The sequence below is a fragment of the Xanthomonas sp. NCPPB 3569 genome (assembly GCF_041475645.2).
Classification (GTDB): domain Bacteria; phylum Pseudomonadota; class Gammaproteobacteria; order Xanthomonadales; family Xanthomonadaceae; genus Xanthomonas; species Xanthomonas phaseoli.
The window spans coordinates 2,294,407-2,319,893 of the sequence record NZ_CM192969.1 but is presented as its reverse complement, the minus strand read 5'-3'; the positions used below and the strand labels follow the sequence as shown (position 1 = coordinate 2,319,893).

Genomic DNA, 25,487 nt, shown 5'->3' with positions numbered 1-25,487 from the left:
CGGCGGGAGCGTGAGACAGCAGGAACGGCGAGGCACCTTCAGGTACCTCGCCGCAGCGCAGCCTGCCGCATGGGCAGGTGCAGGGCATTACTTGAACTCGCTGCCCCAATAGGCTTCGATCTGCTTCACCAGCTCCGGCGGCAGCGGCACGTAGTGCAATTCGCTGGCCTGGGCCTGGCCGCTTTCCAGCGCCCACTTGAAGAAGTCCAGCGTCGCCTTGCTGCGCTTGGCGTCCTTGGGCTGCTTGTGCATCAACATGAAGTTGGTGGCGGTGATCGGCCAGGCCTTCTCGCCCGGTGCATTGGTGATCACCAGGTTGAAGTCACGGGCGTTGGCCCAGTCGGCGCTGGCAGCGGCGGCGGCGAAGCTTTCCGCATTCGGCTCGACCCACTGGCCGGCCGCGTTCTGCAGCGAGGTGTACGGCATCTTGTTCTGCAGCGCGTAGGCCAGCTCGACATAGCCGATCGAGCCCTTGATCTGCTGCACGTACGAGGCAACGCCCTCATTGCCCTTGCCGCCCACGCCACCCGGCCACTGCACCGAGGTGCCTTCGCCGACCTTGCTTTTCCACTCCGGGCTGACCTTGGACAGGTAGTTGGAGAAGTTGAAGGTGGTGCCCGACCCATCCGAGCGATGCACCAGGTTGATCTTGGTGGCGGGCAGGGTCACGCCCGGGTTGGCCGCGACAATGGCCGCGTCGTTCCACATGGTGACCTTGCCCAGGAAGATGTCGCCCAGCAGGGCGCCGGTCAGGCGCAGCTTGCCCGGGGCGATGCCTTCCAGATTGACGACCGGCACCACGCCGCCGATGGCCGACGGGAACTGGCCCAGGCCAGCCTGTTGCAGTTCCGTGCTGTCCAGCGGCTTGTCGGTCGACCCGAAATCCACCGTGCCGGCCTTGATCTGCGCAATGCCGCCGCCGGAGCCGATCGACTGGTAGTTGACCTTGTTGCCGGTGGCGGCGTTGTAGTCGGCCGACCACTTGGACACTAGCGGGTAGATGAAGGAAGCACCGGCGCCGGAAATCTCAGCGCCCTTGCTGTCGCTGGCGGTGGCGCCTGCGGTCGGCGCGCCCTTTGCGGCGTCTGCGGACGGCGCGTCCTTGCCGGGCGAACACGCGGCCAGGGCGAGGGCGATGGTGAGGGACAGGGCGGTCAGGCTGGCCGACTGCAATTTCATGGAAGCTCCGAGGCTGGATTGGCCGGTGTCTCCGGCAGACCACACTATGAAATGATGTTTTTGTTACACCTGCATGACAGCGCCTTCTGGCCAACGCATCACAAAAAAAAGACGCGGATCCCGGAGGGCGTGGCGCCCTCCGGGATCCGCGTCCCGGGGCCGACGCCGGGGAGAGAGACGGCGTCGTTCCTTTACGCGTTTTCGTGCTTGCCGCCGGGCCTTAGTGCAGGGCACCTGGTGGCCATTTCAGGTGGCCATGCAGGTCGCCGGCATGCACCAGATAACCGCCCATGCGGTTTTAAAGCATGGCTTGCCCCACCTTGGCCGCTATATCAGGGGCCTGCGCCGTCCTTAGTGCGGCAGATTCTTGGCCCAGTACGCCTCGATCTGGGTCACCAGCGTGTCCGGCAGCGGCACGTAGTCCAACTGCTTGGCCTGCGCATCGCCCTTGGTGTAGACCCAGCGGAAGAAGTCCAGCGTGTTCTTCAGGCCCGCCGGGTTCTTCGGCTTTTTCTGCACCAGAATGAAATTGGTCGCCGTGATTGGCCAGGCGTTATCGCCGGCCGCGTTGGTCATCACCAGGTAGAAGTCCTTGGCCGTGCCCCAGTCGGCGCTGTTGGCAGCGGCGGCGAAGGTTTCATCCGACGGCTGCACGAACTTGCCGGCCGCGTTCTTCATCGAGGTGTAGGCCATCTTGTTCTGCAGCGCGTACGACAGCTCCACGTAGCCGATGCCGCCCTTGATCTGCTTCACGTAGGCGGCCACGCCCTCGTTGCCCTTGCCGCCGATGCCGGTCGGCCATTGCACGGCAGTCCCTTCGCCAACCTTGCTCTTCCAGTCCGGGTTGACCTTGGACAGGTAGTTGGTGAAGTTGAAGCTGGTGCCCGAACCATCGGAGCGGTGCACCACGGTGATCTTGCCTTCCGGCAGTTTCATGCCCGGGTTCAGCGCGGCAATGGCCGGGTCGTTCCAGGTGCTGACCTTGCCCAGGAAGATGTCGCCCAGGGTCTTGCCATCGAGCTTGAGCGTGCCGGCGGCGATACCGGGCACGTTGACCACCGGCACCACGCCGCCGATCACCGAGGGAAACTGCGCCAGGCCGGCAGCGGCCAGTTCTTCCGGCTTGAGCGGGGCATCGGACGAGCCGAAGTCCACGCTGGCCGCCTTGATCTGGGCGATACCGCCGCCCGAACCGATCGATTGGTAGTTGACCTGCTTCTTGGTGGCGGCGTTGTAGTCGGCAGACCACTTGGACATCACCGGGTAGATGAACGACGCACCGGCACCGGTGACATCGGCAGCCTGGGCACACAGTGCCAGCGAGACGGCGAGTACGCCGACGGCCAGACGGGTCTTGAAGGAGTGGATCACGGAACAGCTCCTGTAGCGAAGGGATGAGGACGTCCCGCCGTGGTGCCATTGCAGGGCAACGGCATGACCATGCGGTGTCTGGGAAATGACAGGCCGATGACGGCGTTGCGCCGTCGGATGTTCAAGCCGGCAGGAAGTGGCGGCTGCCACCGCGTGCGCTTGACCGAGCGCACGTGGTGGCGACGCACTTACCAGTAGAACTGCGCGCGTGCTTCGATGATCGACGGGTTATCGTCGACCAGGCCGCGCGTGGTGCTGTTGTAGCGCGTGCTGTCGACCTTGGCGTAGTCGAGCGCCAGCTTGAAGTTGGAGCGCCAGTACCAATTGGCGCCGACCGTCCAGATGTTCATCTTGCCGCCCAGCACGCCATCGACGAACGGGGTATTGCCGTTGGCGACCAGGTGGCCATCGTTGAGGTCCAGGGTGTCGTAGCGCACCGCCAGCTGCCACATGCCCGATGCCGGCTCGTTGGGCAGCGGGGTGGTCGGCACGCCAGCCTTGTAGCCCCAGGTTTCGCCGGTGAGGTTCCAGACGCCGCTCACGTACCAGCCGTCGCTCTTATAGTCGTGCGCATTGGCACCGATACGGTTGGCGTTTTCCTGGAAGTACTCGCTCTGCAGCTTGAACGGCCCGGTGATCCACATCGCCTCGGCACCGGCCACGCCGACGTTGTCCACATTGGTGATGGCGCCGCTGTCGATCAGGCGAATGGTGGTCAGGTCGGCGTCCGGGCGGGCACGCAGGCGCAGGGTGTCGTCGTCGGTGTCGTAGGCCAGGTAGCTGAGACCGAAGTGCAGCACGTTGCCGGTCTCGTTGATCGGCGCCCAGGTGCCGCGCGCACCGTAGCCGCTGCCGTGTGCCTGGTTACGGGTCAGTTCGCGGCCGAACGCACTGGCGGTCAGGCTCCAATTGTTGTCGCCCATGCCGTAGGCCACGCCCAGCCGGCGCGAGATGCCATAGGTGTTGGTCACCGACGCCTTGGAGACGAAGTCGTTGTTCTTGGTGCTGGACAGTTCTTCCAGGCTGTTGGGCTGCTTGAACTGGCCGATCTGCAGGTAATTGTTCGCGTTGCCGCCGAACTTGTACTTGATATTGTTATCCAGGAAGCGGCCGGTGCTGCGAATGGTGGTGCCACGGATGGTGACTTCCTTCAGCACGCTGGGGTCATAGCCGGCGACCCATTCGAAGTTGCCCGGGCCCTTGCCCTTGAGGACCAGCTCGGCGCGCCGGATGCTGAATTCGGAATTGTCGCCATTGGCGCCGATCGGGCCATTGAGGTCCTGCACATCGTTGTGGAACCAATTGCCGTCGGCCTGGACCAGGCCTTCCAGCGAGATTTCCGAACCACCGATCACATCGATGGCGATCTCGGCGTGTGCTGCGGGGGCGGCCAAGGCCAGCAGCAGCGCGGAACCAAGCAGGGTGGGAGCGAGTTTCATAGATGCCTTGCGACCTGAGAAAGTGGGCGCAGGCTAGGGTGTGAAGGTTGCGTTAATGTGACAAAACAACAGAAACGTAATACGTGATTTTTGCTAATAAAGACAAGAGTTTACGTGCGTTTCAACTATGTCATTGTGTGTCAAGAAGCTGAACGGAGCCGGTTTATGACAGCGCCCGGCGGCGACCTCAAAACCTTGAATATCCGGGCTGGCCCGCTGACGGCCTGAACTGGAGCCAGTCAGCATGAACACTTGCGTCAGTTTGTGCGGCGCACCACTTGCATACGCGGCGTCAAAATTGTTAGCTTCGAGGCCATGTTTCCTCGATTCCTCCAAATGCTGTTGGTCTGCCTGCTCGCGCTCTCCGCGTGGTCGGCAGCCAACGCGCACGCGCGCATGCATGATGCGTTCGTGGGCGACGGCCTGGCGGTAATGGTGGATGCTGGCGAAGAACGCGATGCAGCAGAAGATCCGCAGGACGACGGCGAAGCACAGAGCCAAGTCGACACACAGCCTGCAGACGATATCCCCTTGCTCTCCCAAGCATGGCCGATGCTGGCGCGGTATTCCCCCTCGTGGCACGCGCATCACGCGCCGGCAAATCAAAAACGCGACCTGATCCCACAGCTGCGCCCTCCAAACGCACTGCTTGGCTGATCCACGCTGTCGCTGCACCCGGTGCGTTCCGCGCCGGATTCCCAATTGATTTGTTTGTCTTTGCAATTCGCGGTTTTGCCGCGGATGGCCATTCGTTGCCTAGAGGAATCTCCCATGGAAAGTTTGCTAGAAGGTTTTCGTCATTTCCGTAAGGAAGTGTATCCGCGCCAGAGTGCGCGCTTTCAGGAACTGGCAGGCGGCCAGAGCCCGCATACGCTGTTCATCACCTGCGCAGATTCGCGCGTCATGCCGGAGCTGATCTTCTCCGCGCAGCCAGGCGAGCTGTTCGTCTACCGCAACATCGGCAATGTGGTGCCGCCGTACTCGCAGCATGTCAGTGGCGTGGTGGCAGCGATCGAATACGCGATCGCAGTGCTGGGCGTGCGCCATATCGTGATCTGCGGTCACACCGACTGCGGCGCGATGAAGGCCGTGCTCAAGCCGGAGTCGCTGGAAGACGTGCCCTCCGTGGCAGCGTGGCTCAAGCACACCGATGCGGCGCGCCATGTCACCGCGCATCACGGGCACGATCCGCAGAGCCAGGAGGCGCTGAGCTGCATGACCGAGGAAAACGTGGTCTCGCAGCTGGACCACCTGCGCACGCAGCCGGTGGTGGCAGCACGCCTGGCGGCAGGCACCTTGCGCATCCACGGCTGGATCTACGATATCGCCCATGGGGAGATCCGGGCCTTCGATGCCGAGAAGGGTGGCTTCCGGCCACTGCTGGCCGAAAGCACCCCCGAAGCCACCCCACGCCCGCGACTGCAGCAAGTCGTGCGCGCTGAACTCGCCTGACGGAGCCTGCCATGAACACATCAGGTATCGGCGGATATTTCCGTCAGGGACTGTTTGGGCGTGATTTATTGGCGTCTGTAGTGGTCTTTCTTGTCGCGCTGCCGCTGTGCATGGGTATCGCGATCGCATCCGGCATGCCGCCCGCCGCGGGCCTGATCACCGGCATCGTTGGTGGTCTGGTCGTCGGCTTTCTGGCGGGTTCCCCGCTGCAGGTGAGCGGGCCGGCCGCCGGCCTGGCTGTGTTGGTGTTCGAACTGGTCCGGGAGCATGGCGCTGTCGCGCTCGGGCCGGTGATCTTGGTGGCCGGCGCGATTCAGCTGATTGCCGGTCTGTGCCGCGCAGGCGTCTGGTTCCGGATGACATCGCCGGCCGTGGTGGCCGGCATGTTGTCGGGCATCGGCATCCTGATCGTCGCCTCGCAGGCGCACGTGTTGATGGATGCCGCGCCCAAGGCCCGCGGTCTGGAAAACTTCGCTGCATTGCCTGGCGTGCTGTGGCAGGCCATCAGCGAAGGAACCGGCCGGAATGCGCTGTTCGTGGGTCTGGCAACGATCGGGATCATCCTGGCCTGGGACAAGCTGCGCCCGCAGCGTCTGCGCTTTCTGCCGGGTGCATTGATCGCGGTGGTGGCGGTCACGGCGACCGTGCAGTTGCAGGGCTTGAACGTCAACAAGGTCGATGTCCCGACCAACCTGTTCTCTGCGATCAGCATCCCCAGCATTTCCGACATCTTTGGCGTGTTCAACCACACCTTGCTGGTCTCGGCAGTGACCTTCGCCTTCATCGCCAGCGCCGAAACCTTGCTGTCGGCGGCGGCGGTGGACCGCATGCATCAGGGCACGCGGACCCAGTACGACCGTGAGCTGGCGGCACAGGGCGTGGGCAATATGCTCTGCGGTTTCCTGGGTGCATTGCCGATGACCGGCGTGATCGTGCGCAGTGCGGCCAACGTGCAGGCCGGGGCCGCAACGCGTGCATCGACCATCCTGCACGGCAGCTGGCTGCTGGTATTCGCCATGCTGTTGCCGTGGCTGTTGCGGATGACGCCGGTGGCGTGTCTGGCCGGCATCCTGGTCTATACCGGCGTGAAGATGATCAAGATCGGGCAGGTCAAGGAACTAGCGACCTATGGCCGCGGAACGGCCGCGATCTACCTGGCGACCACCTTCGCGATCGTGGCCACCGACCTGCTGACCGGCGTGCTGATCGGCTTCGGTCTGTCGCTGTTCCGCCTGGCATTGCATTCGTCGCGTCTGAAAGTCGAAGTGCGCGAGCACGCCGACAAGAAGGACGAAATGCATTTGACCCTGCAGGGTTCGGCCACCTTCCTGAAGGTGCCGGCGATGGCGCGGACGCTGGAAAGTGTGCCGCCGAACACTGCGCTGCATCTGGATGTGGCTAAGCTGCACCACGTCGATCATGCCTGCATCGAGTTGTTGCGCGACTGGAGCCGCAATGCGGCCTCGCGCGGCTGCGAACTGGTGGTGGACTGGAACGAGCTGGATCGACGTGTCGAAGGCCAGCCCAGGGTGGATGGCGTGCTGGTGGAACAGCGCGTCGAGCAGGCGAAAGCTGCGTAACGTGTTGTAAGCGCCCGGCGTTCGCGCCGGGTGACCCCCATCGTGATCGGGTGATGCATGGCGCCGAAAGACGCATCATCCGGTCGCGATTTTTTTTTGGGGCGGGGAGTGGGGATTCGGGAGTCGGGAGTCGTGAAAGCCTGCGCCCTTGTGGTTTGCTGCGTGTGGATCCGGGCCGCGGTTGCGTCGTTACTTCGGCGCTACTGCTGCATCAGCCCTTGGTTTTTGTCTGCCGCTCAGGCGTCGGTGGCGTCTTGTCGCGGTAGCGGCACAGATCGTGGATGACGCAGCCCGGGCAATCTGGTTTGCGTGCCTTGCAGACGTAGCGTCCGTGCAGGATCAACCAGTGATGCGCATCGTGCAGAAACTCGGCCGGAATCACCTTGACCAGCTTGTCTTCGACGGCGCGTACGTCCTTGCCTGGCGCAAGACCGGTGCGGTTGGAAACGCGAAAGATATGCGTGTCCACGGCCATGGCGGGCTCGCCGAAGGCGGTGTTGAGCACCACATTTGCGGTCTTGCGGCCCACGCCGGGCAGCGCTTCCAGCGCGGCGCGATCGTGCGGCACGTCGCCGCCATAGCGCTCCAGCAGGATGCGGCAGGTGGCGATGACGTTCTTGGCCTTGGCGTTGAACAAGCCGATGGTGGAGATGTACCGCTTCAGGCCCTCCTCGCCGAGATCGAGAATGTCGCGCGGGGTGTTGGCCACCGGATATAGCTTGCGGGTCGCCTTGTTGACGCCGACATCGGTGGCTTGCGCCGACAGCAGCACGGCGATCAGTAACTCGAATGGAGTGGTGTATTCCAGCTCGGTGGTGGGGTGCGGGTTGAGTTCGCGCAGGCGCTCGAACATTTCCTGTATTTCGGGCTTGCGCATGCTGCTGCCGCGACGCGCCGGTACCGTTGCCTGAGGGGTGTTCATGGCTGCGCTCCGCCAGCGGCCTTCGCCTTCGCGCGCGCCAGGATGGCAGCGGCCAGCGGCGGCAGCGCGGGCGTTGCCGGTTGGCTGGTTATCGGGGCGGGAGCCCTGCGCGCATCGCGTTCGGCGGCGCGGCGTTGCAGGCGCGCCGCGCGCGCGCGATAGCGTTCGCGCGCGGCCCAGGCGTCTTGTAAACGGCGTTGCGCACTCAGCAACGTGGCGCAGACCTGCGGGCAGTTGGCGTCCAGCGCATCGTGCTGCGGGTCGGGCAGATACGCCATCAGGCCGAGTGCCAGCGCGCGACCCAGATCGTCGGCCTGCACACAATCGAACAACAGTAGCGGCAACGGACGCGATGCAGGAATGAGGTCGAGCGTCATGGCGATATCAACGATTGCGGAACTGGGCAGGGCGTTTTTCTAGAAATGCGCGCGTGCCCTCGCGCATGTCGTCGGTGGCGAACAACAACGCAAATTGCGCGGTTTCCAGCTGCAGGCCCTCTTCGATGGCGCATTCGCCGCCGAATACCACCGCATCGAGAATGCCGCGCAGTGCTAGCGGCGCTGCAGTTGCCAGGCGTTGCGCAAGCGCCAGGGTTTCTTCGTGCAGGGCATCGGCCTCGACCACGCGATTGACCAGGCCAAGCTGGAGTGCGCGGGCTGCGTCGATCGGCAGGCCGAGCAGGCACAGTTCCAACGCTGCGGCGCGACCGGTCAGACGCAGCAGGCGCTGGGTGCCGCCAAAGCCGGGGATCAGGCCGAGATTGATTTCCGGTTGCCCCAGGCGCGCTGTTGCTGCGGCGATGCGCAGGTGGCACGCCATTGCCAGCTCCAGGCCGCCGCCCAGCGCAAAGCCATTGATCATCGCGATCACCGGCTTGGGCATGCGCTCGATCCGGCGCATCAGCTGCTGGCCCAGCAACGAGAATTCGCGGCCTTCAATCGCCGACAGATCATTCATTTCCGCGATATCCGCGCCCGCCACGAAGGCCTTTGGGCCGGCGCCGGTGAGGATGACGGCACGGACATCGTCCGCAGCGGCTGCGTCCTGGAACGCCCGATCCAGTGCCTGCATGGTCTGCTGGTTCAATGCGTTCAGTTTGTCCGGCCGGTTGACCGTAATCGTCCGGACGCTGGCGTGATCGGCGATCAGAATGACGTGATTGGACATGTGAACCCTTACGAACGTAAAAAAATAGTAAACACGGAACTTCCAAAAGCCTTGCTGGTCCTAGCTTTCGCGATAAGTAGCGGTTCGGTATCGCGGCCGCTATCCTAGCGCGTCATCTCAGGCGGCAGACCCGTCCTGTGCCACCACCCTGGAGAATTGTTTGATGAAGTTGCGTTCTATCGCGGTCGCTGTGGCGGCCCTGGCCCTGACGGGCAATGCACTGGCCCAGGACACGACGTCCGAGAAGGGCAAGTTGAGCTATTACTTCGGCTACGACTACGGCAACAACCTTGCCGAGCTTACCGGTCGCGGCGAGCAGCTCGACATCAACTCGGTGGTCAAGGGTCTGCAGGACGCCTATGCCAAGAAGCAGCCGGCGATCACTGCCGACCAGCTGAAGCCGGCCGTTGAAGCGTTCCAGAAGCGCGAGCAGGGCCGTGCCCAGCAGGCCAAGGCCGAGTACGACAAGGCCGCTGCAGCCAACAAGACCAAGAGCGATGCGTTCCTGGCCAAGAACAAGAGCACCGCCGGCGTGCAGACGCTGCCGAGCGGCGTGCAGTACCGCGTGATCGAAGCCGGCAAGGGCGCCAAGCCTACCCAGGCCAGCACCGTGCAGCTGGAAGTGGCCGGTCCGTTCCCGTTCGGCGACCGCGAGAAGGCACGTCCGGCGCAGCAGATCCCGGCCATCAAGGTCAGCGAAGTCGAAATGGAGGCCATGCGCGACACGCTGCTGCAGATGCCGGCCGGCTCGAAGTGGGAAGTGACCCTGCCGCCGGAAAAGGCCTACGGTGCCGACCCGCGTACCCCGTTCCCGCCGAACGTGGCCGTGCAGTTCGAGATCAAGCTGGTCAGCGTCAAGTAATTGCATGTGATGTTGCTGCGACAACGCCGGCCACCAGGCCGGCGTTGTCGTTTTGGTCTGGCGATTGTCTGAAGAGAACGATGCAACGATGCAGCGGCCGCAGGACCCAGCGATGAGCGGCAACGATGTCGGATCCGACGCGGATCCCGGTTTGGCTGCCGGCCCTCTGCCCAGTCCGTGTATCGGTGTATGTTCGCTGGACGCGCAGTCGCACTGCGTCGGCTGCTTGCGCAGCCTGGATGAAATTGCACGCTGGATGAGCATGAGCGACGCCGAACGCCAGGACTATCTGCACACGGTGCTGCCCGCACGCGCGCTGACGGCACGGCTGCCCGAATACGCGCAGCTGAGGCGGGCGCTGTATCCGCTGGATACCGCGCCGGCCGGGCCGGGTTGGAACCATGCCGAGCTGATCGACCTGACCGACGGCGACGCGTCTGCCGAAGCGGCAGTGCTGTGCGGGCTGGTGCCGCGCGAACAGGGCACGACGGTGTTGCTGACGCGGCGCACCGACAGCCTGCGCCATCACGCCGGGCAGGTCAGCTTCCCCGGCGGGCGGATGGAGCCGTCCGATGCCGATGCTGCCGCCGCGGCGCTGCGCGAGAGTTGCGAAGAAATCGCGCTGGGCGCGCAGCATGTGCATGCGATCGGGTATCTGGATCCGTTTGTGACGGTGAGCGGATTTCGGGTGACGCCGGTGGTGGCGGTCATCGACCCGGCGTTCGTGGCGGTGCCGCAGCCGGATGAAGTGGCCGATGTCTTCGAAGTGCCGCTGGCCTATCTGATGGACCCGGACAATTTGCGCAGTGTGGAACTGGAGTTCCGCGGACCCCCGCGGCGCGTGCTCGAATACGACTGGCCTGCCCACCGCATCTGGGGCGCCACCGCCGCCATTCTTCTCAATCTTCGTCGTCGCCTGGAGCAGGTTGCATGAGTGCCGATCCGAACTGGACCACGTTGGTCGATGCCGCCACGCTTTCGGCCGCGTTGCAGCATCCACAGCTGCGTCTGCTGGATGCGCGTGCCGCGCCACCGACCGCGCCAGACCCGCACGCAGCGCGCAAGGCGTACGCGCAGGGGCATCTGCCCGGCGCGCACTATGCCGATCTTGACCACGACCTTGCAGATCTGTCGCGGCCGGCGCAGGGGCGGCACCCGTTGCCGCATAGCCAGGCCTTTGCAGGGCGCCTCGGCGAATGGGGCATCGATCCGCAGAGCCAGGTCGTTGTCTACGACGCGGCCGATGGCAGCATGGCGGCGGCACGCGCGTGGTGGATGTTGCGGCTGATGGGCCATCGCCGGGTGGCGGTGCTGGACGGCGGACTGTCCGCGTGGCGCGCGGCTGGCTTTGCGGAAAGCACCGAATCACCCGCCTTGCGCAGCGGCGCCGCGTATCCCGGCCATTTCGATGCCGCCGCGGTGGTGGATGCCGAGCAGATCGTGCAGCGCCTGCAGCAGGCGCCGGGCTGGTTGCTGGACGCGCGCGCAGGCGAGCGTTTCCGTGGCGAAGTCGAGCCGATCGACCCGGTGGCCGGGCACGTGCCCGGAGCGGTGAGTCGCCCGCTGGGGCTGAACCTGCGTGATGGCCGCTTCAAGCCAGCTGCCGAACTGCGCGCCGAGTTGTCCGCATTGTTGGGTGCGTACCGGCCCGAGCAGGCGGTGGTGATGTGCGGATCCGGCGTGACGGCATGCCATCTGTTGCTGGCACTGGAAGTGGCCGGGTTATCAGGAGCGCGCGTCTACGCCGGTTCCTGGAGCGGTTGGCTGCAAGACGCCTCGCGTCCGGTCGCGACCGGCGCCTGATTGCAGGCACAATGGCGGCAGGAACGGTGACCTGTGGGGACGCAGGTTCGCTGCGCGGAGCGCAGTTTCTTGCAGTGCTGGGTGAGCCATGCGGTTGCAGTTACGGGTTGGCGCGCTGTGCGTCGCGGTGTGGACGCTGGCTGCCTGTTCGGCGGAATCCTCCGCCGATGTCAGCGATACGCCTGTTGCCGCGCATCGAAATGCGGCGCAGCACGATGCGTACGAGGTCGCGCTGGAACAGGCGCGTGCGGAGCGGTTGAGGCAGCTGCGTGCGCCCGACGGGTGGCTGAGCTATACCGGTTCGGGGCGCGTGCGCGCCGGCCAGTACCGTGTGGGCAGCGATCCGCACAGCGATATCGTCCTGCCTGCCGGCCCTGCGCAGCTGGGGCAACTGACGCTGGATGCTGCGGGACAAATACGCTTTCGCGCAGATGGCTCCGCCGCGGTGACGCTCAACGGGCAGCGCATCGGCGACGTACCTCTGCAACCAGAGCAGGCCGGGCAGCGCGGCGACCGGCTGGACGTGGGCGGCCGGCAGTTCTACCTGGTGCAAACCGGCGCCTTGTACGGCTGGCGCTTCCGCGACCCGGCAGCGCCGGCGCTGACGCAGTTCGACGGGCTGGAATATTTCCCCACCGACCCGCAGTGGCGCATCCAGGCGCAATGGCAACCCTATCCCACGCCGCGCACGACCACCTTGCTGACCTCGATCGGTACGCCGCTCACCGTGGAGGTGCCGGGAGAAGCCGTGTTTTCGCGCAACGGCCATCACTACCGCTTGCGGCCGCTGCTGCAGGAGGATGGCCAGGGCCTGTTCTTCCTGTTCGCCGACCGCACCAGCGGCAAGAAAAGCTATGGCGGCGCGCGTTATCTGTTTGCCGCAGCGCCCCGCGATGGTCAGGTGGTCCTGGATTTCAACCTGGCCGAAAACCCGCCATGCGCACTGACGCCCCATGTGGTCTGCCCCATTGCGCCGCCTGAAAACCGCTTGGACGTGGCAGTGAATGCCGGCGAGAAGACCTACCGTGCAACCGAGCGTTGAGTGCGCGGCAACGGGCGGACGGTGTGCGAAGGAAGAGGTGTTTGCGATGGGTCACCCAAGCATCCGAGAGCTGTCACGTGCGTGTTGTCCGGGCGACGCTGTCTTTCGAGGGCGCGGCGGGCACGCAGGTTGAATCGCGTGTCGCTGCTGTCTGCGCTGTCTGCGCTGTCGGGCGCGCCCGGGCATGACCGGGCATGACCGACGTAACGCAGTGCCTCGTCACTGGCTGTAGCTAAGGTGCATGAGCCGGAGTGTTTTCTGGCCGATGTTCTTCGCCAAGACCGCAACGCTGAAATCGGCATGCCAGATCTAGGACTGCAGATCCAGGCTGCGCGCGGCCGCACGCGCGGTTTGCCGAGTGGCTGCCGATCCCGCTCCCGTCATACCTGTGCAATGGGTTGCGCACGCTTTTGTAATCGCTGGATGAAGACCGGCAAACACATGCCGCGAGGGGCGCGTGGTCCGGTTTCTAAAACGCCTTCTAACGCGGCGCGTGCGACCAGCTGACCGCCGCTTCGATGCGCGGCCACGGGAACAGCGGGCCGGGATCGAGCTTGCGCCGGATTTTGCGGGCCGGGTCGTCGCTGGCGGCTTCCTGGGTGGTATCCAGCGCCTGATGGCCGGCGATGCGCCGCACCGAAGGCAACTGCTGCTGCAGCCATTGCAACAAGGTGATCAGCGCGGCGATCTGGGCTTCGGGATACGGTTCGGTCATCTGCTGATACCGCGAATCCAGCCAGTGCGGATAACGGCCGCGGTTGACCAGTTCGATGCCCAGCGTATGCGGGTTGTGGCCGCGCACATGATGCGCGACGCGCTCCAGCGCGACGTATTGCTGGATGCTGCCGTTGCGATCGAGGTAGTAATGCCCGCTGTTGCCGGTGCCGCTGTCATAAAGCACGCGTTCGCCGTATTCGCGCGCCATCGCCATGTCCGGCAATTCGGTGCAATGGATGACCACCATGTCGATCTGGGTGAGCGCGCGCTTGGCCAACCGCGATTCGTAGCACAGCGGCGCGTAGGTGATTGGCGGCGACGGCAAGACGGCATCGGACATGGAGCGGATGCTAGCATTGCCCGATGGCTTTGAATCCCGACAGCCCCCTGGGCAAATTGATGGCGACGCTGCCACAGACCGGTCAGGTGACCTGGATCGGCGTGCGTCCGGCGCGTGACGTGGCGATGCTGGAGGTGGACGTGGCGCAGGTCAGCACCGGTATTGGCCTTGTGGGAGACCGCTACAAGGGTGGCAGCGGCAAGCGCGGCGTGACCCTGATCCAGGCCGAGCATTTACCGGTGATCGCGGCGCTGTCAGGACAGGCCACCATGGCCCCGGCGACGCTGCGGCGCAACCTGGTGGTGTCCGGCATTCCGTTGATCGCGCTGAAAGGGCGGCGATTCCGAATCGGTGACATTGAATTGGAAGGCACCGACCCGTGCGACCCATGTTCGCGCATGGAAGATGCCTTGGGTGCGGGCGGCTACAACGCCATGCGCGGCCACGGTGGGCTGTGCGCACGCGTCTTGCGCGGCGGTGTGCTGCGCATCGGCGACACGGTGCAGGCGTTATGAGTCGCGGCCATTGCATCCTCTCGCACGGCTTCGAAAGTGGCCCGGACGCCTTGAAGGTGACCGCGCTGGCCAACGTGGCCGAGCAGTTGGGCTGGACCCATGAGCGCCCCGATTACACCGACCTGGATGCACGCCGCGAGGTGAGTACGCTGGGCGACGTGCGAGGCCGGCTGCAGCGCCTGCTGGACATTGCGCGGGCGGCGGCCGAGAAGGGGCCGGTGGTGCTGGTCGGTTCCAGCCTGGGCTCGTATATCGCCGGGATGGTGTCGTTGCAGGTGCCCACGCGCGGCCTATTTTTGATGGTGCCGCCGACCAAGATGGGCCCGATGCCGGTGCTGGACGCCGCACCGGTGCCGATCTCGATCGTGCATGCCTGGCGCGACGAGCTGATTCCGGCCGCCGACGTGATCGCCTGGGCGCAGGCAAGGCATGCGCGCCTGCTGCTGGTCGACGACGACCATCGCCTGGCCTCGCACGTCGACGCGTCGGCACGCGCGTTCGCAGAGTTGTTGCAGAGCCTGTGATGCGCACGGTTCCCAGCGATGGCCGCGCGCGGTGCCAGCGATGAACGTGTTGATCCGCGAAGCCACCGAAGGCGACGCCGCTGCCATCGAACTGCTGACCATGGTGGCCTTCATGCGCGCCGAACACAGCCGGCATGACGAGCACCAGGTGATTGCCGGTTTGCGCCAGGACGGCGCCCTGGCGTTGTCGTTGGTCGCCGACCACGACGGCTACGTGGTCGGGCATCTGGCCGTCTCGCCGGTGGCGTTGTCGGACGATTCGCCCGGCTGGTTCGCGCTTGGCCCGCTGGCCGTGGGGCCTGGCCATCAACGGCAAGGACTGGGGACGCGGCTGGTACAGGCCGCGCTTGCCACGTTGCGCGAGCGCGGCGCCGCAGGCTGCCTGGCGCTGGGCGAGCCGGCGTTTTTTCGCCGCTTGGGCTTTGCGGTCGAACCTGGCCTGGTGTTGCCCGGAGTGCCTGCATCGGAATTGCAAGCCCTGGCCTTCGGCGACCGGCTGCTGTCGCTGGCCGATGTCTCTTACCCCCCGGCGTTCGGGCTGGGTTGAGCGCCGGCTGCATGCGCCGGGCCTGTTGCGCGGGTGTCGCTGCCAGCGCAGCGGGTTAGACTGGGCGCGCTTCATCTTTTGAGGATTGGTCCGATGCGCCATTGATGCCGCCGTCGTGATGACGGCCTGACCCGCTGCTGGTCCGCTTGGATCGGCACGTGTGCTGGCATGCAATGGAGACCCGTATGACCTGTCCGTCGCTGACGCTGGAAGGCGTTGCGTATGCGCTGACCGATGGCAGCCCGCTGTTTTCCGATCTGAACATCCATATCGACCAACGCGCGACCGGCTTGGTCGGGCGCAATGGCGTGGGCAAGAGCGTACTTGCGCGCTTGCTGGCCGGCGAGCTGCTTCCCAGTGCCGGACGGTGCGTGCGCAGTGGCAGCGTGCATTACCTGCCGCAACGGGTGAGCGTTGTGCCGGGCCAGCGCATTGCCGACCTGGCCGGTGTCGCGCCGCTGCTGGATGCGTTGGACCGCATCGCCGCCGGCAGTGTGGCGCCCGCCGATTTTGAATGCGTGGGCGAGCGCTGGACTGCGCACGCGCACTTTGCCGCCGAACTGGAACGGCAAGGCCTGGGTGGACGCGATCCGCATGCACCGGCCGCGCAACTGAGCGGCGGCGAAGCGATGCGCGTGGCGCTTGCCGGTGCGTTTATGAGCCAGCCGGATGTTCTGATCCTGGACGAGCCCGGCAATCACCTGGATGGTCCGCAACGCCGGCGGCTGATGGATCAATTGCTGGCGTGGCGCGGCGGCTTGCTGGTGATCAGCCACGACCGCGGCTTGCTCGAGGCGATGCAGCGCATCCTGGAGTTGTCAGGACAGGGGCTGCGCAGCTACGGCGGCAATTACACGTTCTATGCGCAGCAGCGCGCGAGCGAGCAGCAGGCCGCCAGCGATCTGCTGGCCCAGCGCAAACATGCACGCGCACGCGGCGAGCAGGTGTTGCGCGCGCAGCTGCAGCGTCAACAGCAGCGCCAGGCACGCGGCGCGTGTACTGCGGGGCAGGCCAATCAGGCCGCGATCCTGCTTGGCGGGCAGAGGCAACGCAGCGAAGTCAGCGCAGGCCGGCTGCAACAGCAAGGTCGGGCCGAACAGGCGCGGCTGCGCGAGGCAGTAGTGCAGGCTGCAGCGCAGGTGCAGGTCGATCCGGCGATCGCTGTGTTGGCGCCGACCTTGCCGGCCAACACGCTAAGGCGCCTGGCGACACTGCGGCAGGTGGAAGTGGCGCACGCGCGGTTGGGCGGGCGGCGGGTGGATCTGCTGCTGCAGGGACGGTCGCGGATTGGGTTGGTCGGCCCGAACGGCAGTGGCAAATCCACATTGTTGCAGCTGCTGGCCGGGCGCCTGCAGCCCAGCGCGGGGCATTGCCGGGTGCACGTGCCGGTGGCGTATCTGGATCAGGACCTGGCGCTGCTGGACCCGGCGCGCTCGGCCGTTGCGCAGCTGCAGGAGGCAAACCCGGCTGCGCCAGCCCACGTGCAGCGGCTGCGCCTGGCGCTGCTGGGGCTGGACCAGGCGCGCGCCGACTTACCCTGCGGCCAGCTCAGTGGCGGCCAGCGACTCAAGGCGGCGCTGGCCTGCGCGCTGTACCGGGCACGGCCGGCGCAACTGCTGTTGCTGGACGAGCCGACCAACCACCTGGATCTGGCCTCGGTGGAAGCGATCGAGGCGCTGCTGCGTCGCCACCAGGGTGCGCTGGTGGTCGCCTCGCACGATGCGGCCTTCCTGCAACGGTTGGGCCTGCAGCAGCGCCTGGACACCGCGCAGGCGCAGTGGCGGCTGGCGCCCTGGTGAACCGTGCGGCGGGCGATCCGGGCGCCGGGCTGGTAATGCCGGCCGCGATGGCCGACCATTTGCGGCCCGTCCACGGCGGCCGCGGCATTGCCTACCCAGGCGCCGGCCCGCTGTCCTGCTTTCACGCTCGCCGCCGCGGCCAGCGTCTTTATCGATACCTGCCTACGTGAAATTCTTCGCATCCTGCGCCAAGGGCCTGGAATACCTGCTTGCCGACGAGCTGCTCGCGCTCGGCGCCAGCAAGGCCACCGCCACTATTTCCGGCGTCAACGTCGAAGGGGAACTGCGCGATGCGCAGCGCGCCGTGCTGTGGTCGCGCCTGGCCAGCCGCGTGCTGTGGCCGCTGACCGAATTCGATTGCCCGGACGAAGACGCGCTGTACGCCGGCGTGGCCGAACTGCCGTGGGAGGCGCATCTGTCGGTGGGGCATACGCTGTCGGTGGACGCGCACGTGTCCGGGACCGCCATCACCCACGCCCGCTACGCGGCGCAGCGCATCAAGGACGCAGTGGTGGACACCATGCGCCGGCAGGGCCTGGAGCGCCCGTCGGTAGACGTGGAACACCCGGACCTGCGCCTGAACCTGTCGCTGCGCAAAGGCCGCGCCACCCTTTCGGTGGACCTGGGCGGCGGCCCGCTGCATCGCCGCGGCTGGCGCATGGCGCAAAACGAAGCGCCGTTGAAGGAAAATCTGGCCGCAGCGGTCTTGATGCGTGGCGGCTGGCCGCGCGCCCATGCCGATGGCGGCGGCTTGCTCGACCCGATGTGCGGCAGCGGCACGCTGCTGATCGAAGGCGCGCTGATGGCCGCCGACGTCGCGCCGGGTCTGCAGCGCTACGGCAGCGATATACCCAGCCGCTGGCGCGGTTTCGACCGCGAGACCTGGCAGCAGCTGGTCACTGAGGCGCGCGAACGCGAAAGCGTCGGCCGTGCTGCGCTCAAGCAGGTGATCCACGGCAGCGACATGGATCCGCATGCCATCCGCGCCGCGAAAGAGAACGCGCAAGTGGCCGGCGTGGCCGAGGCGATCTGGTTCGGCGTGCGCGAGGTCGGTGAGTTGCAGACGCCGCCGCAGGCCACCGGCGTGGTGGTGTGCAATCCGCCCTACGACGAGCGCCTGGCCGCCGATGCGGCGCTGTATCGCCGCCTGGGCGACACCTTGCAGCGCGTCGTGCCGCAGTGGCGTGCCAGCCTGCTGTGCGGCAATGCCGAGCTGGCGTATGCCACCGGCCTGCGCGCCGGCAAGAAATACCAGCTGTTCAACGGCGCGATCGAATGCGCGTTGATCGTCTGCGACCCGATCGCGGTGCCGCGACGCACCCCGCTGGCAGCGCCCACCGCGCTCAGCGAAGGCGCGCAGATGGTGGCCAACCGGCTGCGCAAGAATCTGCAGAAATTCAAGAAGTGGCGCGCGCGCGAAGGCATCGAATGTTTCCGCGCCTACGACGCCGACCTGCCGGAATATTCGGCCGCCATCGACGTGTACCAGCAGGCCGACGGCGACCGGCGCATCTTCCTGCATGTGCAGGAATACGCAGCGCCGGCGACGATTCCCGAGGCCGATGTGCGCCGTCGTCTCAACGAATTGCTGGCCGCCGCACGCGAGGTCTTCGAGGTGCCTGCCGAGCGCGTGGCGCTGAAGTCGCGCGAGCGCGGCAAGGGCGGCAGCAAGTATGGCCGCTTCGAACAGCGCAACGAAATCGTCCACGTGCGCGAACACGGCGCGCTGCTGCGCGTGAACCTGTTCGATTATCTGGATACCGGGCTGTTCCTGGACCATCGCCCACTGCGCGGCACCATGGCGCAGCAGTCCAGGGGGCGCCGTTTCCTCAACCTGTTCTGCTACACCGGCGTGGCCAGCGTGGAAGCGGCAGTGGCCGGTGCAGCGTCCACCACCAGCGTGGATCTGTCGGCAACGTACCTGCAGTGGTGCGCCGACAATCTTGCATTGAACGGGCTGGCCGGCAGCAAGCACAAGCTGGTGCAGGCCGATGCACTGGCCTGGCTGGAAGCCGAGCGTGCGCACTTCGATGTGATCTTCTGCGACCCACCGACCTTCTCCAACTCTGCACGCGCGGAAGATTTCGATATCCAGCGCGAGCACGTACGTCTTTTGCGCGCGGCGGTGGCGCGGTTGGCGCCGGGTGGCGTGCTGTATTTCTCCAATAACTTCCGTCGCTTCAAGCTGGACGAGGAAGCGGTGGCGGAATTCGCGCAGTGCGAAGAAATCAGCCCGCGCACCATCGACCCGGATTTCGAGCGGCATGCGCGCATTCATCGCGCCTGGCGGTTGACCGCCTGAGTTCGCGCCGTTTGCGTCCGACGGCGCGCCGGCTTGGCTCGCCTAGGCGCCAGCGCACGCAGTTGCCAAGGTGCCATGCGTACAGGCTCAGCAGCGCGTGCTCGCGACGACGCGACCGCTGCCGTGCACGCGGAGAACCGGCGGGCATGATCGCAACGCACCCACAACAAGCCCGGCACAGGGCTGCGGTATGCTGATTCGCACGTTCTGGAGTCAACGATGACCGCATCACCTCGCATCGCTTTTCTTGCCAGCCCCGCCGAGCCGGCGGTGGCCGCGCGCGCGCGCCTTACGCAGCGCTATGGCGACCATGCCCTGGACAGCGCCGACATCGTCTGTGCGCTGGGCGGCGACGGGTTCATGCTGCAGACGCTGCACCGCCATGGCGCCTCCGACAAGCCGGTGTTCGGCATGAAGCTGGGCTCGGTCGGCTTTTTGATGAACCAGTACCGCGACAACGAGGACGACCTGCTCGAGCGCCTGCAGCGCGCCGAACCGGCGTATCTACGGCCGCTGGAGATGCAGGTGCAGACCGAATCCGGTGCCAGTGCCGGCTCGCTGGCCTACAACGAGGTCTCGCTGCTGCGGCAGACCCGGCAGGCCGCGCATCTGAGCGTGGATCTCAACGGCCAGACCCGCATCGCCGAGCTGATCGGCGATGGCGTGATGGTGGCCACGCCGGCCGGCAGCACGGCGTACAACTATTCCGCACACGGGCCGATCCTGCCGCTGAGCTCGCATACGCTGGCGCTGACGCCGATCGCGCCGTACCGCCCGCGGCGCTGGCGCGGCGCCATTCTCAAGGCAGATACCGAAGTGCGCTTCCGCGTGCTCGACCCGTACAAGCGCCCGGTCAGCGTCACCGCCGACTCGCACGAAATCCGCGATGTGGTCGAAGTGACCATCCGCGAATCCACGCAGCGCCAGGTCACGCTGTTGTTCGATCCCGAACACAATCTGGAAGAGCGCATCTTCAGCGAGCAGTTTGCGGTGTGAGGGGCGGGGATTGGGCAGTGGGGATTCGGGATTGGTAACGTCAACGGCATGTCTTGCCACCCGCCTATGAGCGGGCCGACCCGCTACGATGCAGCGCACGTCGTTCAACGCCTGATCTCACCTTCTCGATCGCCGCTCCAAACCAATCCCGAATCCCCAATCACGAATCCCGGCCCCCCAATGCCCGACAACTCCCCAAGGTTATTGACCGTCGCGGTGACCTCGCGCGCCCTGTTCGATCTCGAAGAAGGCCATGCACTGTTCGAGGCCGATGGAGTGGAGGCGTATTCGGCGTTCCAGCGCGAGCATGAGGACGACATCCTGCAACCTGGCGTTGCGTTCCCGGTGGTGCGCAAGCTGCTGGCGCTCAATCACGATGTGCCCGAGGACGCGCCGCGGGTGGAAGTCATCCTGCTGTCACGCAATTCCGCCGATACCGGTCTGCGCATCTTCAACTCGATCCAGCATTACAACCTGGGCATCGTGCGTGCGACCTTCACCTCGGGCGAGCCGACCTGGCCGTACGTCAAGCCATTCGGGACCGATCTGTTTCTCTCGGCCAATCCGGAATCGGTGCGGCGTGCCCTGAGCCATGGCATCGCGGCGGCGACCATCATGCCGCGCGCACTGGGAGAACGCGCCGAGGCCGCGGCGGCAATTGTGGACAACGACGAAAGCCGTTTGTCGACGCAGCTGCGGATCGCCTTCGACGGCGATGCGGTGATTTTCGGCGACGAGAGCGAACGCATCTCGCGCGAGCAGGGCGTGGAAGCCTTCGGACGTCACGAGCGCGAACGCGCACGCGAGCCGCTGTCGGTGGGGCCGTTCCGTAATTTCCTGTCGGCGCTGCACACCTTGCAGGCGGCCTTTCCACCGGGTCAGGCCTCGCCGATCCGCACGGCGCTGGTCACCGCACGCTCGGCGCCGGCGCATGAGCGGGTGATCCGCACCTTGCGCGAGTGGGGCGTGCGCCTGGACGAGGCGCTGTTCCTGGGCGGGCGTCATAAGGGCCCGTTCCTGCAGGCATTTGGTGCGGACATCTTCTTCGACGACTCGCAGCACAACATCGACAGTGCGCGTCAGCATCAGCACGTGGCCGCCGGGCATGTGCCGCACGGCGTGGCCAACGAAGGGTAAAGCGAAGGCGGCCGCATCACTGGACCTGCATCATGGCGTCGGTGACATCCCCAGCTGCAGGTCCACCACCTTCCAGCGCAGCCCCTGTGGTTCCAGCACCACCTTCAGCGGTGGTTCGCCGGGCGCGCGTTCGACGTCGATCACGAAGCGGTCCAGCGCCTCGAAGCGGTGTCTGGCGTCTTTCAGCGGTCGCGCTGGCTCGGTAGGGCCGAAGGGATCGCCGCCCTGCAGTTCATTGCGACCGCGCTTCCACAGCACATGCCCCTGCAACAGCGCGCCGATGCCGATCGGCGTCACCAGCGCATCCACCGCTGCACCACCGAGCTGGTTCCCCAGGCCATACAGCAACGTGCCCCACGGACTGGCGGCGACGTCTGGACCGGCTTGCCGCACCAGATAGTCGTCGAGCTGGGCGCGCAGGCTACTGCGCACCCGCGGGAAGTCGACATACCGTTCCAGTGCAGCGGTGTCGCGTTGCTCGATGGCCTTGGACAGGCCATGCATGGTCATGTAAGGCCCGCCGAACCACCATGCAGTGACGGTCAGCAAGACAGCGATGAGGATGCCGATGGCTTTTTTCATGGCGCCCAGACTGCCGCAATCGTGATCGCCGCAGGTGAAGGTCAGTGGCTGGGAGAGCCGCGGCCATCGCCGAAGGCGGTGACCAGACGTTGCCGTTGGGCGGCGTCCAGCGCGTGTGTGCGGGTCTGAAGCACTTCATCCAGATTGCCGATGCGCGTGGTGCCCAGGATGCCGCTGGACACGCCCGGGTGCTGCAGGACGTAAGCGAATGCCGTTTGCGCGGGGCGCTGGCTATCGATCGACGCCACTGCGCGGCGCATGGCCCGCGCGCAGTGCATCAACGTACGGCTGCTGGGCTTGAGCCAGGCGCGCGCCAGATACCAGGCGTCGGCCAGACGCGGCAGGCGCGCACGCGCGGGCAAGAGGTGGCCCTGTGCAAGCACGGTACCGGCCAGTACACCGATGCCCGCGCTGTGCAGCTGATCGATCAGCGGTTCACGGTCCTGCTGCAGCGCGTTGTAGTCCAGCAGCACCACATCGAAGACGTCAGGGTTGGCGATCATCCAGCGCAGGGTCGATGCCGAATGCGTATTGATGCCGGTGTGGCGGATCAGGCCACGTTCGCGCAGGCGCTGCATGGCCAGCAGCAGGTCGTCGTTGATGTCGTGCTCGCTGGCGCCATGCAGCTGGTAGATGTCGAGATAGTCCAAGCCAAGATTGCGCAACGATGCTTCGCAACTGGCCGTGATCGCCGCAGCAGAGAAGTCACGCTGTTCGGCACCACTGATACCGGCCTGTCCGGTCAACGTACCGCCCTTGCTGGACACGACAAGCGAATCCCGTGAACGCTGCGCCAGCATGGGCCGCAGGATCCGTCCCAGACGCGGTTCCGCATGGAAAGCGGAGTAGTTGTGGCCGGTGTCGAGCAGGTTCACGCCCTGCGCCAGCGCATGCTCGACCACCCGTGCGGCGGCGCCTTCGTCGAAGCGCCGGTGACCCCAAAAGCCGGAACACCCCAGACCGATCGGCGAAACCAATAGCTTGGTACGGCCCAGCGTCCGGCGCTGCTGGCCAAGCGGTAGATCCTGGGTCATCAAAATTCCAGGTCCAAGGCCGCACACAGGTAATCGACGAACGGCGCCAGGATCGCCAGGTCTGCCTCGATGGTCTGGCGCAGTCGCGGCCCGGTCATGATGCTGTCGCCCAGGTGACGCAGATACGCCCAGTTGCGGTGCTTGAGATCGTCGATGAACTCGAAGTCGTTGGGGAACCCTCGCGGTGCGCGCACCAGCTTTTCGCTGTCGTCCATGGTGAATTTGCGCAGCAGTTTCGGGTTGTGCGCGGCGGCCTTCCAGCTGCCGGGGCGGTCGAAAATGAACTGGCGCAGCTTGCGCTGTGTGTCCGGCTCCGGATGCCACAGGCCGGCGCCGACAAAACTTTCGCCCGGCTGCAGATGGATATAGAACGAGGGCGCCGGCATCTGGCGGCGGCGCTCATGGAACAGGCGCGCGCCTTGCCAGTTCTTGTACGGCGACTTGTCGTTGGAAAATCGCGCATCGCGATAGATGCGAAACAGCGAGCCGCCCTGGGTCTTGGGATCGGCGCGATAGTGCTCGCTGACCTGTGCCAGTGCCGGCTGCAGATCGGTGATCAGCTGCAGGAACGGCTGGCGCACATGCGCCTCGTACTGATGCCGATGGTCGTTGAACCAGGTCTTGTCGTTGTGGCGGGCCAGGGCGCGCAGGAACTTAAAGCTGGCGTCGGAAAAATAGGTGGTCATAGCGTGCGTTGGAGGTCCGAACCCCAGGCGGCGAGCTGGTCGAGTAGGGCTTGCTTGGTAGCATCGTCGGGGTGAGTACGCCGTAAATCCGCGATCTGCGCGTGGTATTGCTCCAGGGTGACTTCGCCCAGGCCGCGATCTTCGAGCAGGCGCTGGCGGCGATACACGTTCCAGCGCTCCTGTTCCTCGAACGAGAGGGTCTGCGGCCAGTTGCGCGCGCGGTAGCGAAACAGCAGTTCGATCAGGCGCGGATCGCGAAAGCGCGCTTCCAGCGCGCCCAGTTCGTCCGGCGCGCTGGCGCGGACCTGCGCAAGCAGGCGTTTGTCGCCTTCGGCCAGAAATCCATCGTAGAGCGAGGCATCGGCATCGTTGACCGCCGTGGCCGCGGCGCGTTCGCTGCCGTAGACCTGGCGCACCTTCTCGGCAAGTTCGGGGCCCAATGCACGCAAGCGTGCCGCCTTGGCCACTACCGCGTCGTGATCCACGCCCAGGCGCTCGAAGTCTGCAGCGCGCAGATGCTGCCAGGCCACCAGCGCAGGCGACTTGTTCAGATGCACTTCCTTCAACGGAATGCGCTGTTCGCCTTCCGGTAGATCTGCGGCGCGGATGTACAGGCGGTCGGCGATATCGTCGGGGCTCAGCCGCAACAGCACCTCCGGGTCGCCCTCCAGATCGAATACGATCACGCGGCTGTCGATGCGCGGGTGGCGCGTCAGCGGCAACACCGCCGCAGCGCACAGGCGCGAGGCGGGGTAACGCTGCGAGATATGCAGCACCGGTTGCATCGCGATGACATCCAGCAAGGTGGCGGCAAAGCGCTTGTCGCGCAGGCGCAGCGCGTAGTCCCACAACTTTGGCTGGTGCTGCTGGAATTTGCGCGCCATGCCGATGGTGGCGTACACGTCCGACAAGGCTTCGTGCGCATCGCCTTCGCGCACATCGTTGGCATCGGCCAGATGCTCCAGCTTGAACGAGGTAGCGCCATCGTCGCGCCGTGGCCAGACGATGCCGTCCGGGCGCAGCGCATGTACCATTCGCAGCACATCCAGCAGGTCCCAGCGCGAATTGCCGCCACGCCACTCGCGCTCGTACGGGTCGTAGAAATTGCGGAACAGGCCGCAGCGGACGAATTCGTCGTCGAAGCGGATCGAGTTGTAGCCCAGCGTGCAGGTCTGCGGCCGGCCCATCTGTTCGGCGATGCGGGCGAACGCCTCGGCTTCGGTGACGCCCTCGCGCAGCGCGTGCTGTGGGGTAATGCCGGTGACCATCGTGGCGTACGGAGAGGGCAGCAGATCGTCGGCCGGCTGCACGAAAAAGCTGATGGGCTCTTCGATCACGCGCAACTGCGCATCGGTGCGCACCGCAGCGAACTGTGCGATGCGGGTGCGGCGCGGATCCTGGCCGAAGGTTTCCAGGTCGTAGAACAGAAAGCTGTCAGGCATGCGGGTGCGACATCCAGATGCGCAGCGCACGGCGTATGCGCTGCCGATG

General features: G+C 65.7%; 26 protein-coding genes. 15 read left to right on the top strand and 11 right to left on the bottom strand.

Features of this window, described 5'->3' with window-relative positions; all coding sequences use genetic code 11:
- Positions 1–87: 87 nt before the first annotated feature.
- From pstS (ACCQ03_RS10040) to ACCQ03_RS10030, 3 genes are all read right to left on the bottom strand, one after another.
- Complete coding sequence (gene pstS, locus ACCQ03_RS10040) at positions 88–1,179, bottom strand: phosphate ABC transporter substrate-binding protein PstS (protein ID WP_017155849.1); 1,092 nt, start codon at positions 1,177–1,179, stop codon at positions 88–90.
- A gap of 351 nt (positions 1,180–1,530) precedes the next feature.
- On the bottom strand, positions 1,531–2,550 hold the full coding sequence (gene pstS / locus ACCQ03_RS10035) for a phosphate ABC transporter substrate-binding protein PstS (RefSeq protein ID WP_057677704.1): 1,020 nt from the start codon (positions 2,548–2,550) through the stop codon (positions 1,531–1,533).
- Positions 2,551–2,738: 188 nt separating this feature from the next.
- Positions 2,739–3,989 (bottom strand): OprO/OprP family phosphate-selective porin, encoded by a 1,251-nt coding sequence (locus ACCQ03_RS10030; protein ID WP_209226452.1) that lies wholly within the window; start codon positions 3,987–3,989, stop codon positions 2,739–2,741.
- A gap of 336 nt (positions 3,990–4,325) precedes the next feature.
- Between ACCQ03_RS10030 and ACCQ03_RS10025 the strand changes: the two genes are divergently transcribed.
- The 3 genes from ACCQ03_RS10025 to ACCQ03_RS10015 all read left to right on the top strand — a co-directional run bounded on the left by ACCQ03_RS10025 (position 4,326) and on the right by ACCQ03_RS10015 (position 7,021).
- Positions 4,326–4,646: a hypothetical protein gene (locus ACCQ03_RS10025; protein ID WP_017155852.1), complete on the top strand. Its 321-nt coding sequence runs from the start codon at positions 4,326–4,328 to the stop codon at positions 4,644–4,646.
- A gap of 114 nt (positions 4,647–4,760) precedes the next feature.
- Complete coding sequence (locus tag ACCQ03_RS10020) at positions 4,761–5,441, top strand: carbonic anhydrase (RefSeq protein WP_017155853.1); 681 nt, start codon at positions 4,761–4,763, stop codon at positions 5,439–5,441.
- An 11-nt stretch (positions 5,442–5,452) separates the two neighbouring features.
- A complete protein-coding gene (locus ACCQ03_RS10015) occupies positions 5,453–7,021 on the top strand; it encodes a SulP family inorganic anion transporter (RefSeq protein ID WP_017155854.1) in 1,569 nt (522 codons plus the stop codon).
- A 211-nt stretch (positions 7,022–7,232) separates the two neighbouring features.
- On the opposite strand, the gene nth is transcribed toward ACCQ03_RS10015, so the two are convergent.
- Genes nth through ACCQ03_RS10000 form a run of 3 tightly spaced genes read right to left on the bottom strand, consistent with a single transcriptional unit; the run spans position 7,233 to position 9,110 of the window.
- Positions 7,233–7,943: an endonuclease III gene (gene nth / locus ACCQ03_RS10010; RefSeq protein ID WP_057677706.1), complete on the bottom strand. Its 711-nt coding sequence runs from the start codon at positions 7,941–7,943 to the stop codon at positions 7,233–7,235.
- Positions 7,940–8,320, bottom strand: coding sequence for a hypothetical protein (locus ACCQ03_RS10005; protein WP_057677707.1), 381 nt, complete (start codon positions 8,318–8,320; stop codon positions 7,940–7,942). The genes nth and ACCQ03_RS10005 overlap by 4 nt, the downstream gene beginning before the upstream one ends.
- A gap of 7 nt (positions 8,321–8,327) precedes the next feature.
- Positions 8,328–9,110 (bottom strand): enoyl-CoA hydratase-related protein, encoded by a 783-nt coding sequence (locus ACCQ03_RS10000; protein WP_057677708.1) that lies wholly within the window; start codon positions 9,108–9,110, stop codon positions 8,328–8,330.
- Positions 9,111–9,273: 163 nt separating this feature from the next.
- On the opposite strand from ACCQ03_RS10000, the gene ACCQ03_RS09995 reads away from it, so the two are divergent.
- The 4 genes from ACCQ03_RS09995 to ACCQ03_RS09980 all read left to right on the top strand — a co-directional run bounded on the left by ACCQ03_RS09995 (position 9,274) and on the right by ACCQ03_RS09980 (position 12,817).
- Positions 9,274–9,972 (top strand): FKBP-type peptidyl-prolyl cis-trans isomerase, encoded by a 699-nt coding sequence (locus ACCQ03_RS09995; protein ID WP_209226446.1) that lies wholly within the window; start codon positions 9,274–9,276, stop codon positions 9,970–9,972.
- A 112-nt stretch (positions 9,973–10,084) separates the two neighbouring features.
- Positions 10,085–10,906: a CoA pyrophosphatase gene (locus ACCQ03_RS09990; protein WP_209226441.1), complete on the top strand. Its 822-nt coding sequence runs from the start codon at positions 10,085–10,087 to the stop codon at positions 10,904–10,906.
- On the top strand, positions 10,903–11,775 hold the full coding sequence (locus tag ACCQ03_RS09985; RefSeq protein ID WP_057677710.1) for a sulfurtransferase: 873 nt from the start codon (positions 10,903–10,905) through the stop codon (positions 11,773–11,775). Before ACCQ03_RS09990 ends, ACCQ03_RS09985 begins: the two co-directional genes overlap by 4 nt.
- A gap of 88 nt (positions 11,776–11,863) precedes the next feature.
- Positions 11,864–12,817, top strand: coding sequence for a DUF1684 domain-containing protein (locus ACCQ03_RS09980; protein WP_209226438.1), 954 nt, complete (start codon positions 11,864–11,866; stop codon positions 12,815–12,817).
- Positions 12,818–13,298: 481 nt separating this feature from the next.
- Here ACCQ03_RS09980 and ACCQ03_RS09975 read toward each other — a convergent pair whose 3' ends face one another.
- Positions 13,299–13,874 (bottom strand): N-acetylmuramoyl-L-alanine amidase, encoded by a 576-nt coding sequence (locus ACCQ03_RS09975; RefSeq protein WP_017155861.1) that lies wholly within the window; start codon positions 13,872–13,874, stop codon positions 13,299–13,301.
- A gap of 23 nt (positions 13,875–13,897) precedes the next feature.
- Here ACCQ03_RS09975 and ACCQ03_RS09970 point away from each other — a divergent pair, with 23 nt between their 5' ends.
- From ACCQ03_RS09970 to ACCQ03_RS09935, 8 genes are all read left to right on the top strand, one after another.
- A complete protein-coding gene (locus tag ACCQ03_RS09970) occupies positions 13,898–14,389 on the top strand; it encodes an MOSC domain-containing protein (protein ID WP_057677712.1) in 492 nt (163 codons plus the stop codon).
- A complete protein-coding gene (locus ACCQ03_RS09965) occupies positions 14,386–14,913 on the top strand; it encodes an alpha/beta hydrolase (RefSeq protein ID WP_017159140.1) in 528 nt (175 codons plus the stop codon). Before ACCQ03_RS09970 ends, ACCQ03_RS09965 begins: the two co-directional genes overlap by 4 nt.
- A 40-nt stretch (positions 14,914–14,953) precedes the next feature.
- Positions 14,954–15,460 (top strand): GNAT family N-acetyltransferase, encoded by a 507-nt coding sequence (locus ACCQ03_RS09960; protein WP_209226437.1) that lies wholly within the window; start codon positions 14,954–14,956, stop codon positions 15,458–15,460.
- A 185-nt stretch (positions 15,461–15,645) separates the two neighbouring features.
- Positions 15,646–17,259, top strand: coding sequence for an ABC-F family ATP-binding cassette domain-containing protein (locus ACCQ03_RS09955; protein WP_209226436.1), 1,614 nt, complete (start codon positions 15,646–15,648; stop codon positions 17,257–17,259).
- Positions 17,238–17,429 (top strand): hypothetical protein, encoded by a 192-nt coding sequence (locus ACCQ03_RS09950; RefSeq protein WP_057677715.1) that lies wholly within the window; start codon positions 17,238–17,240, stop codon positions 17,427–17,429. The genes ACCQ03_RS09955 and ACCQ03_RS09950 overlap by 22 nt, the downstream gene beginning before the upstream one ends.
- Positions 17,426–19,561 carry a bifunctional 23S rRNA (guanine(2069)-N(7))-methyltransferase RlmK/23S rRNA (guanine(2445)-N(2))-methyltransferase RlmL gene (rlmKL, locus tag ACCQ03_RS09945; protein WP_209226435.1) on the top strand — a complete coding sequence of 712 codons (2,136 nt, stop codon included), beginning with the start codon at positions 17,426–17,428 and terminating at the stop codon, positions 19,559–19,561. The genes ACCQ03_RS09950 and rlmKL overlap by 4 nt, the downstream gene beginning before the upstream one ends.
- A 219-nt stretch (positions 19,562–19,780) precedes the next feature.
- Positions 19,781–20,557, top strand: a complete 777-nt coding sequence (locus ACCQ03_RS09940) for an NAD kinase (RefSeq protein ID WP_209226427.1) — start codon at positions 19,781–19,783, stop codon at positions 20,555–20,557.
- Positions 20,558–20,737: 180 nt separating this feature from the next.
- Complete coding sequence (locus tag ACCQ03_RS09935; protein ID WP_007966260.1) at positions 20,738–21,694, top strand: 5'-nucleotidase; 957 nt, start codon at positions 20,738–20,740, stop codon at positions 21,692–21,694.
- Positions 21,695–21,724: 30 nt separating this feature from the next.
- Here the strand turns inward: ACCQ03_RS09935 and ACCQ03_RS09930 are convergent, their stop codons facing one another.
- From ACCQ03_RS09930 to sbcB, 4 genes are read right to left on the bottom strand one after another with little or no spacing between them, the layout of a single operon-like run.
- On the bottom strand, positions 21,725–22,276 hold the full coding sequence (locus ACCQ03_RS09930; RefSeq protein ID WP_017155869.1) for a DUF2939 domain-containing protein: 552 nt from the start codon (positions 22,274–22,276) through the stop codon (positions 21,725–21,727).
- Positions 22,277–22,317: 41 nt separating this feature from the next.
- A complete protein-coding gene (locus ACCQ03_RS09925) occupies positions 22,318–23,310 on the bottom strand; it encodes an aldo/keto reductase (protein ID WP_057677717.1) in 993 nt (330 codons plus the stop codon).
- Positions 23,310–23,996: a DUF2461 domain-containing protein gene (locus tag ACCQ03_RS09920; protein WP_209226422.1), complete on the bottom strand. Its 687-nt coding sequence runs from the start codon at positions 23,994–23,996 to the stop codon at positions 23,310–23,312. Before ACCQ03_RS09920 ends, ACCQ03_RS09925 begins: the two co-directional genes overlap by 1 nt.
- The gene (gene sbcB / locus ACCQ03_RS09915; protein ID WP_057677719.1) at positions 23,993–25,438 is read right to left on the bottom strand and encodes an exodeoxyribonuclease I; all 1,446 of its coding nucleotides are present in this window, start codon (positions 25,436–25,438) and stop codon (positions 23,993–23,995) included. The genes ACCQ03_RS09920 and sbcB overlap by 4 nt, the downstream gene beginning before the upstream one ends.
- Positions 25,439–25,487 lie beyond the last annotated feature (49 nt).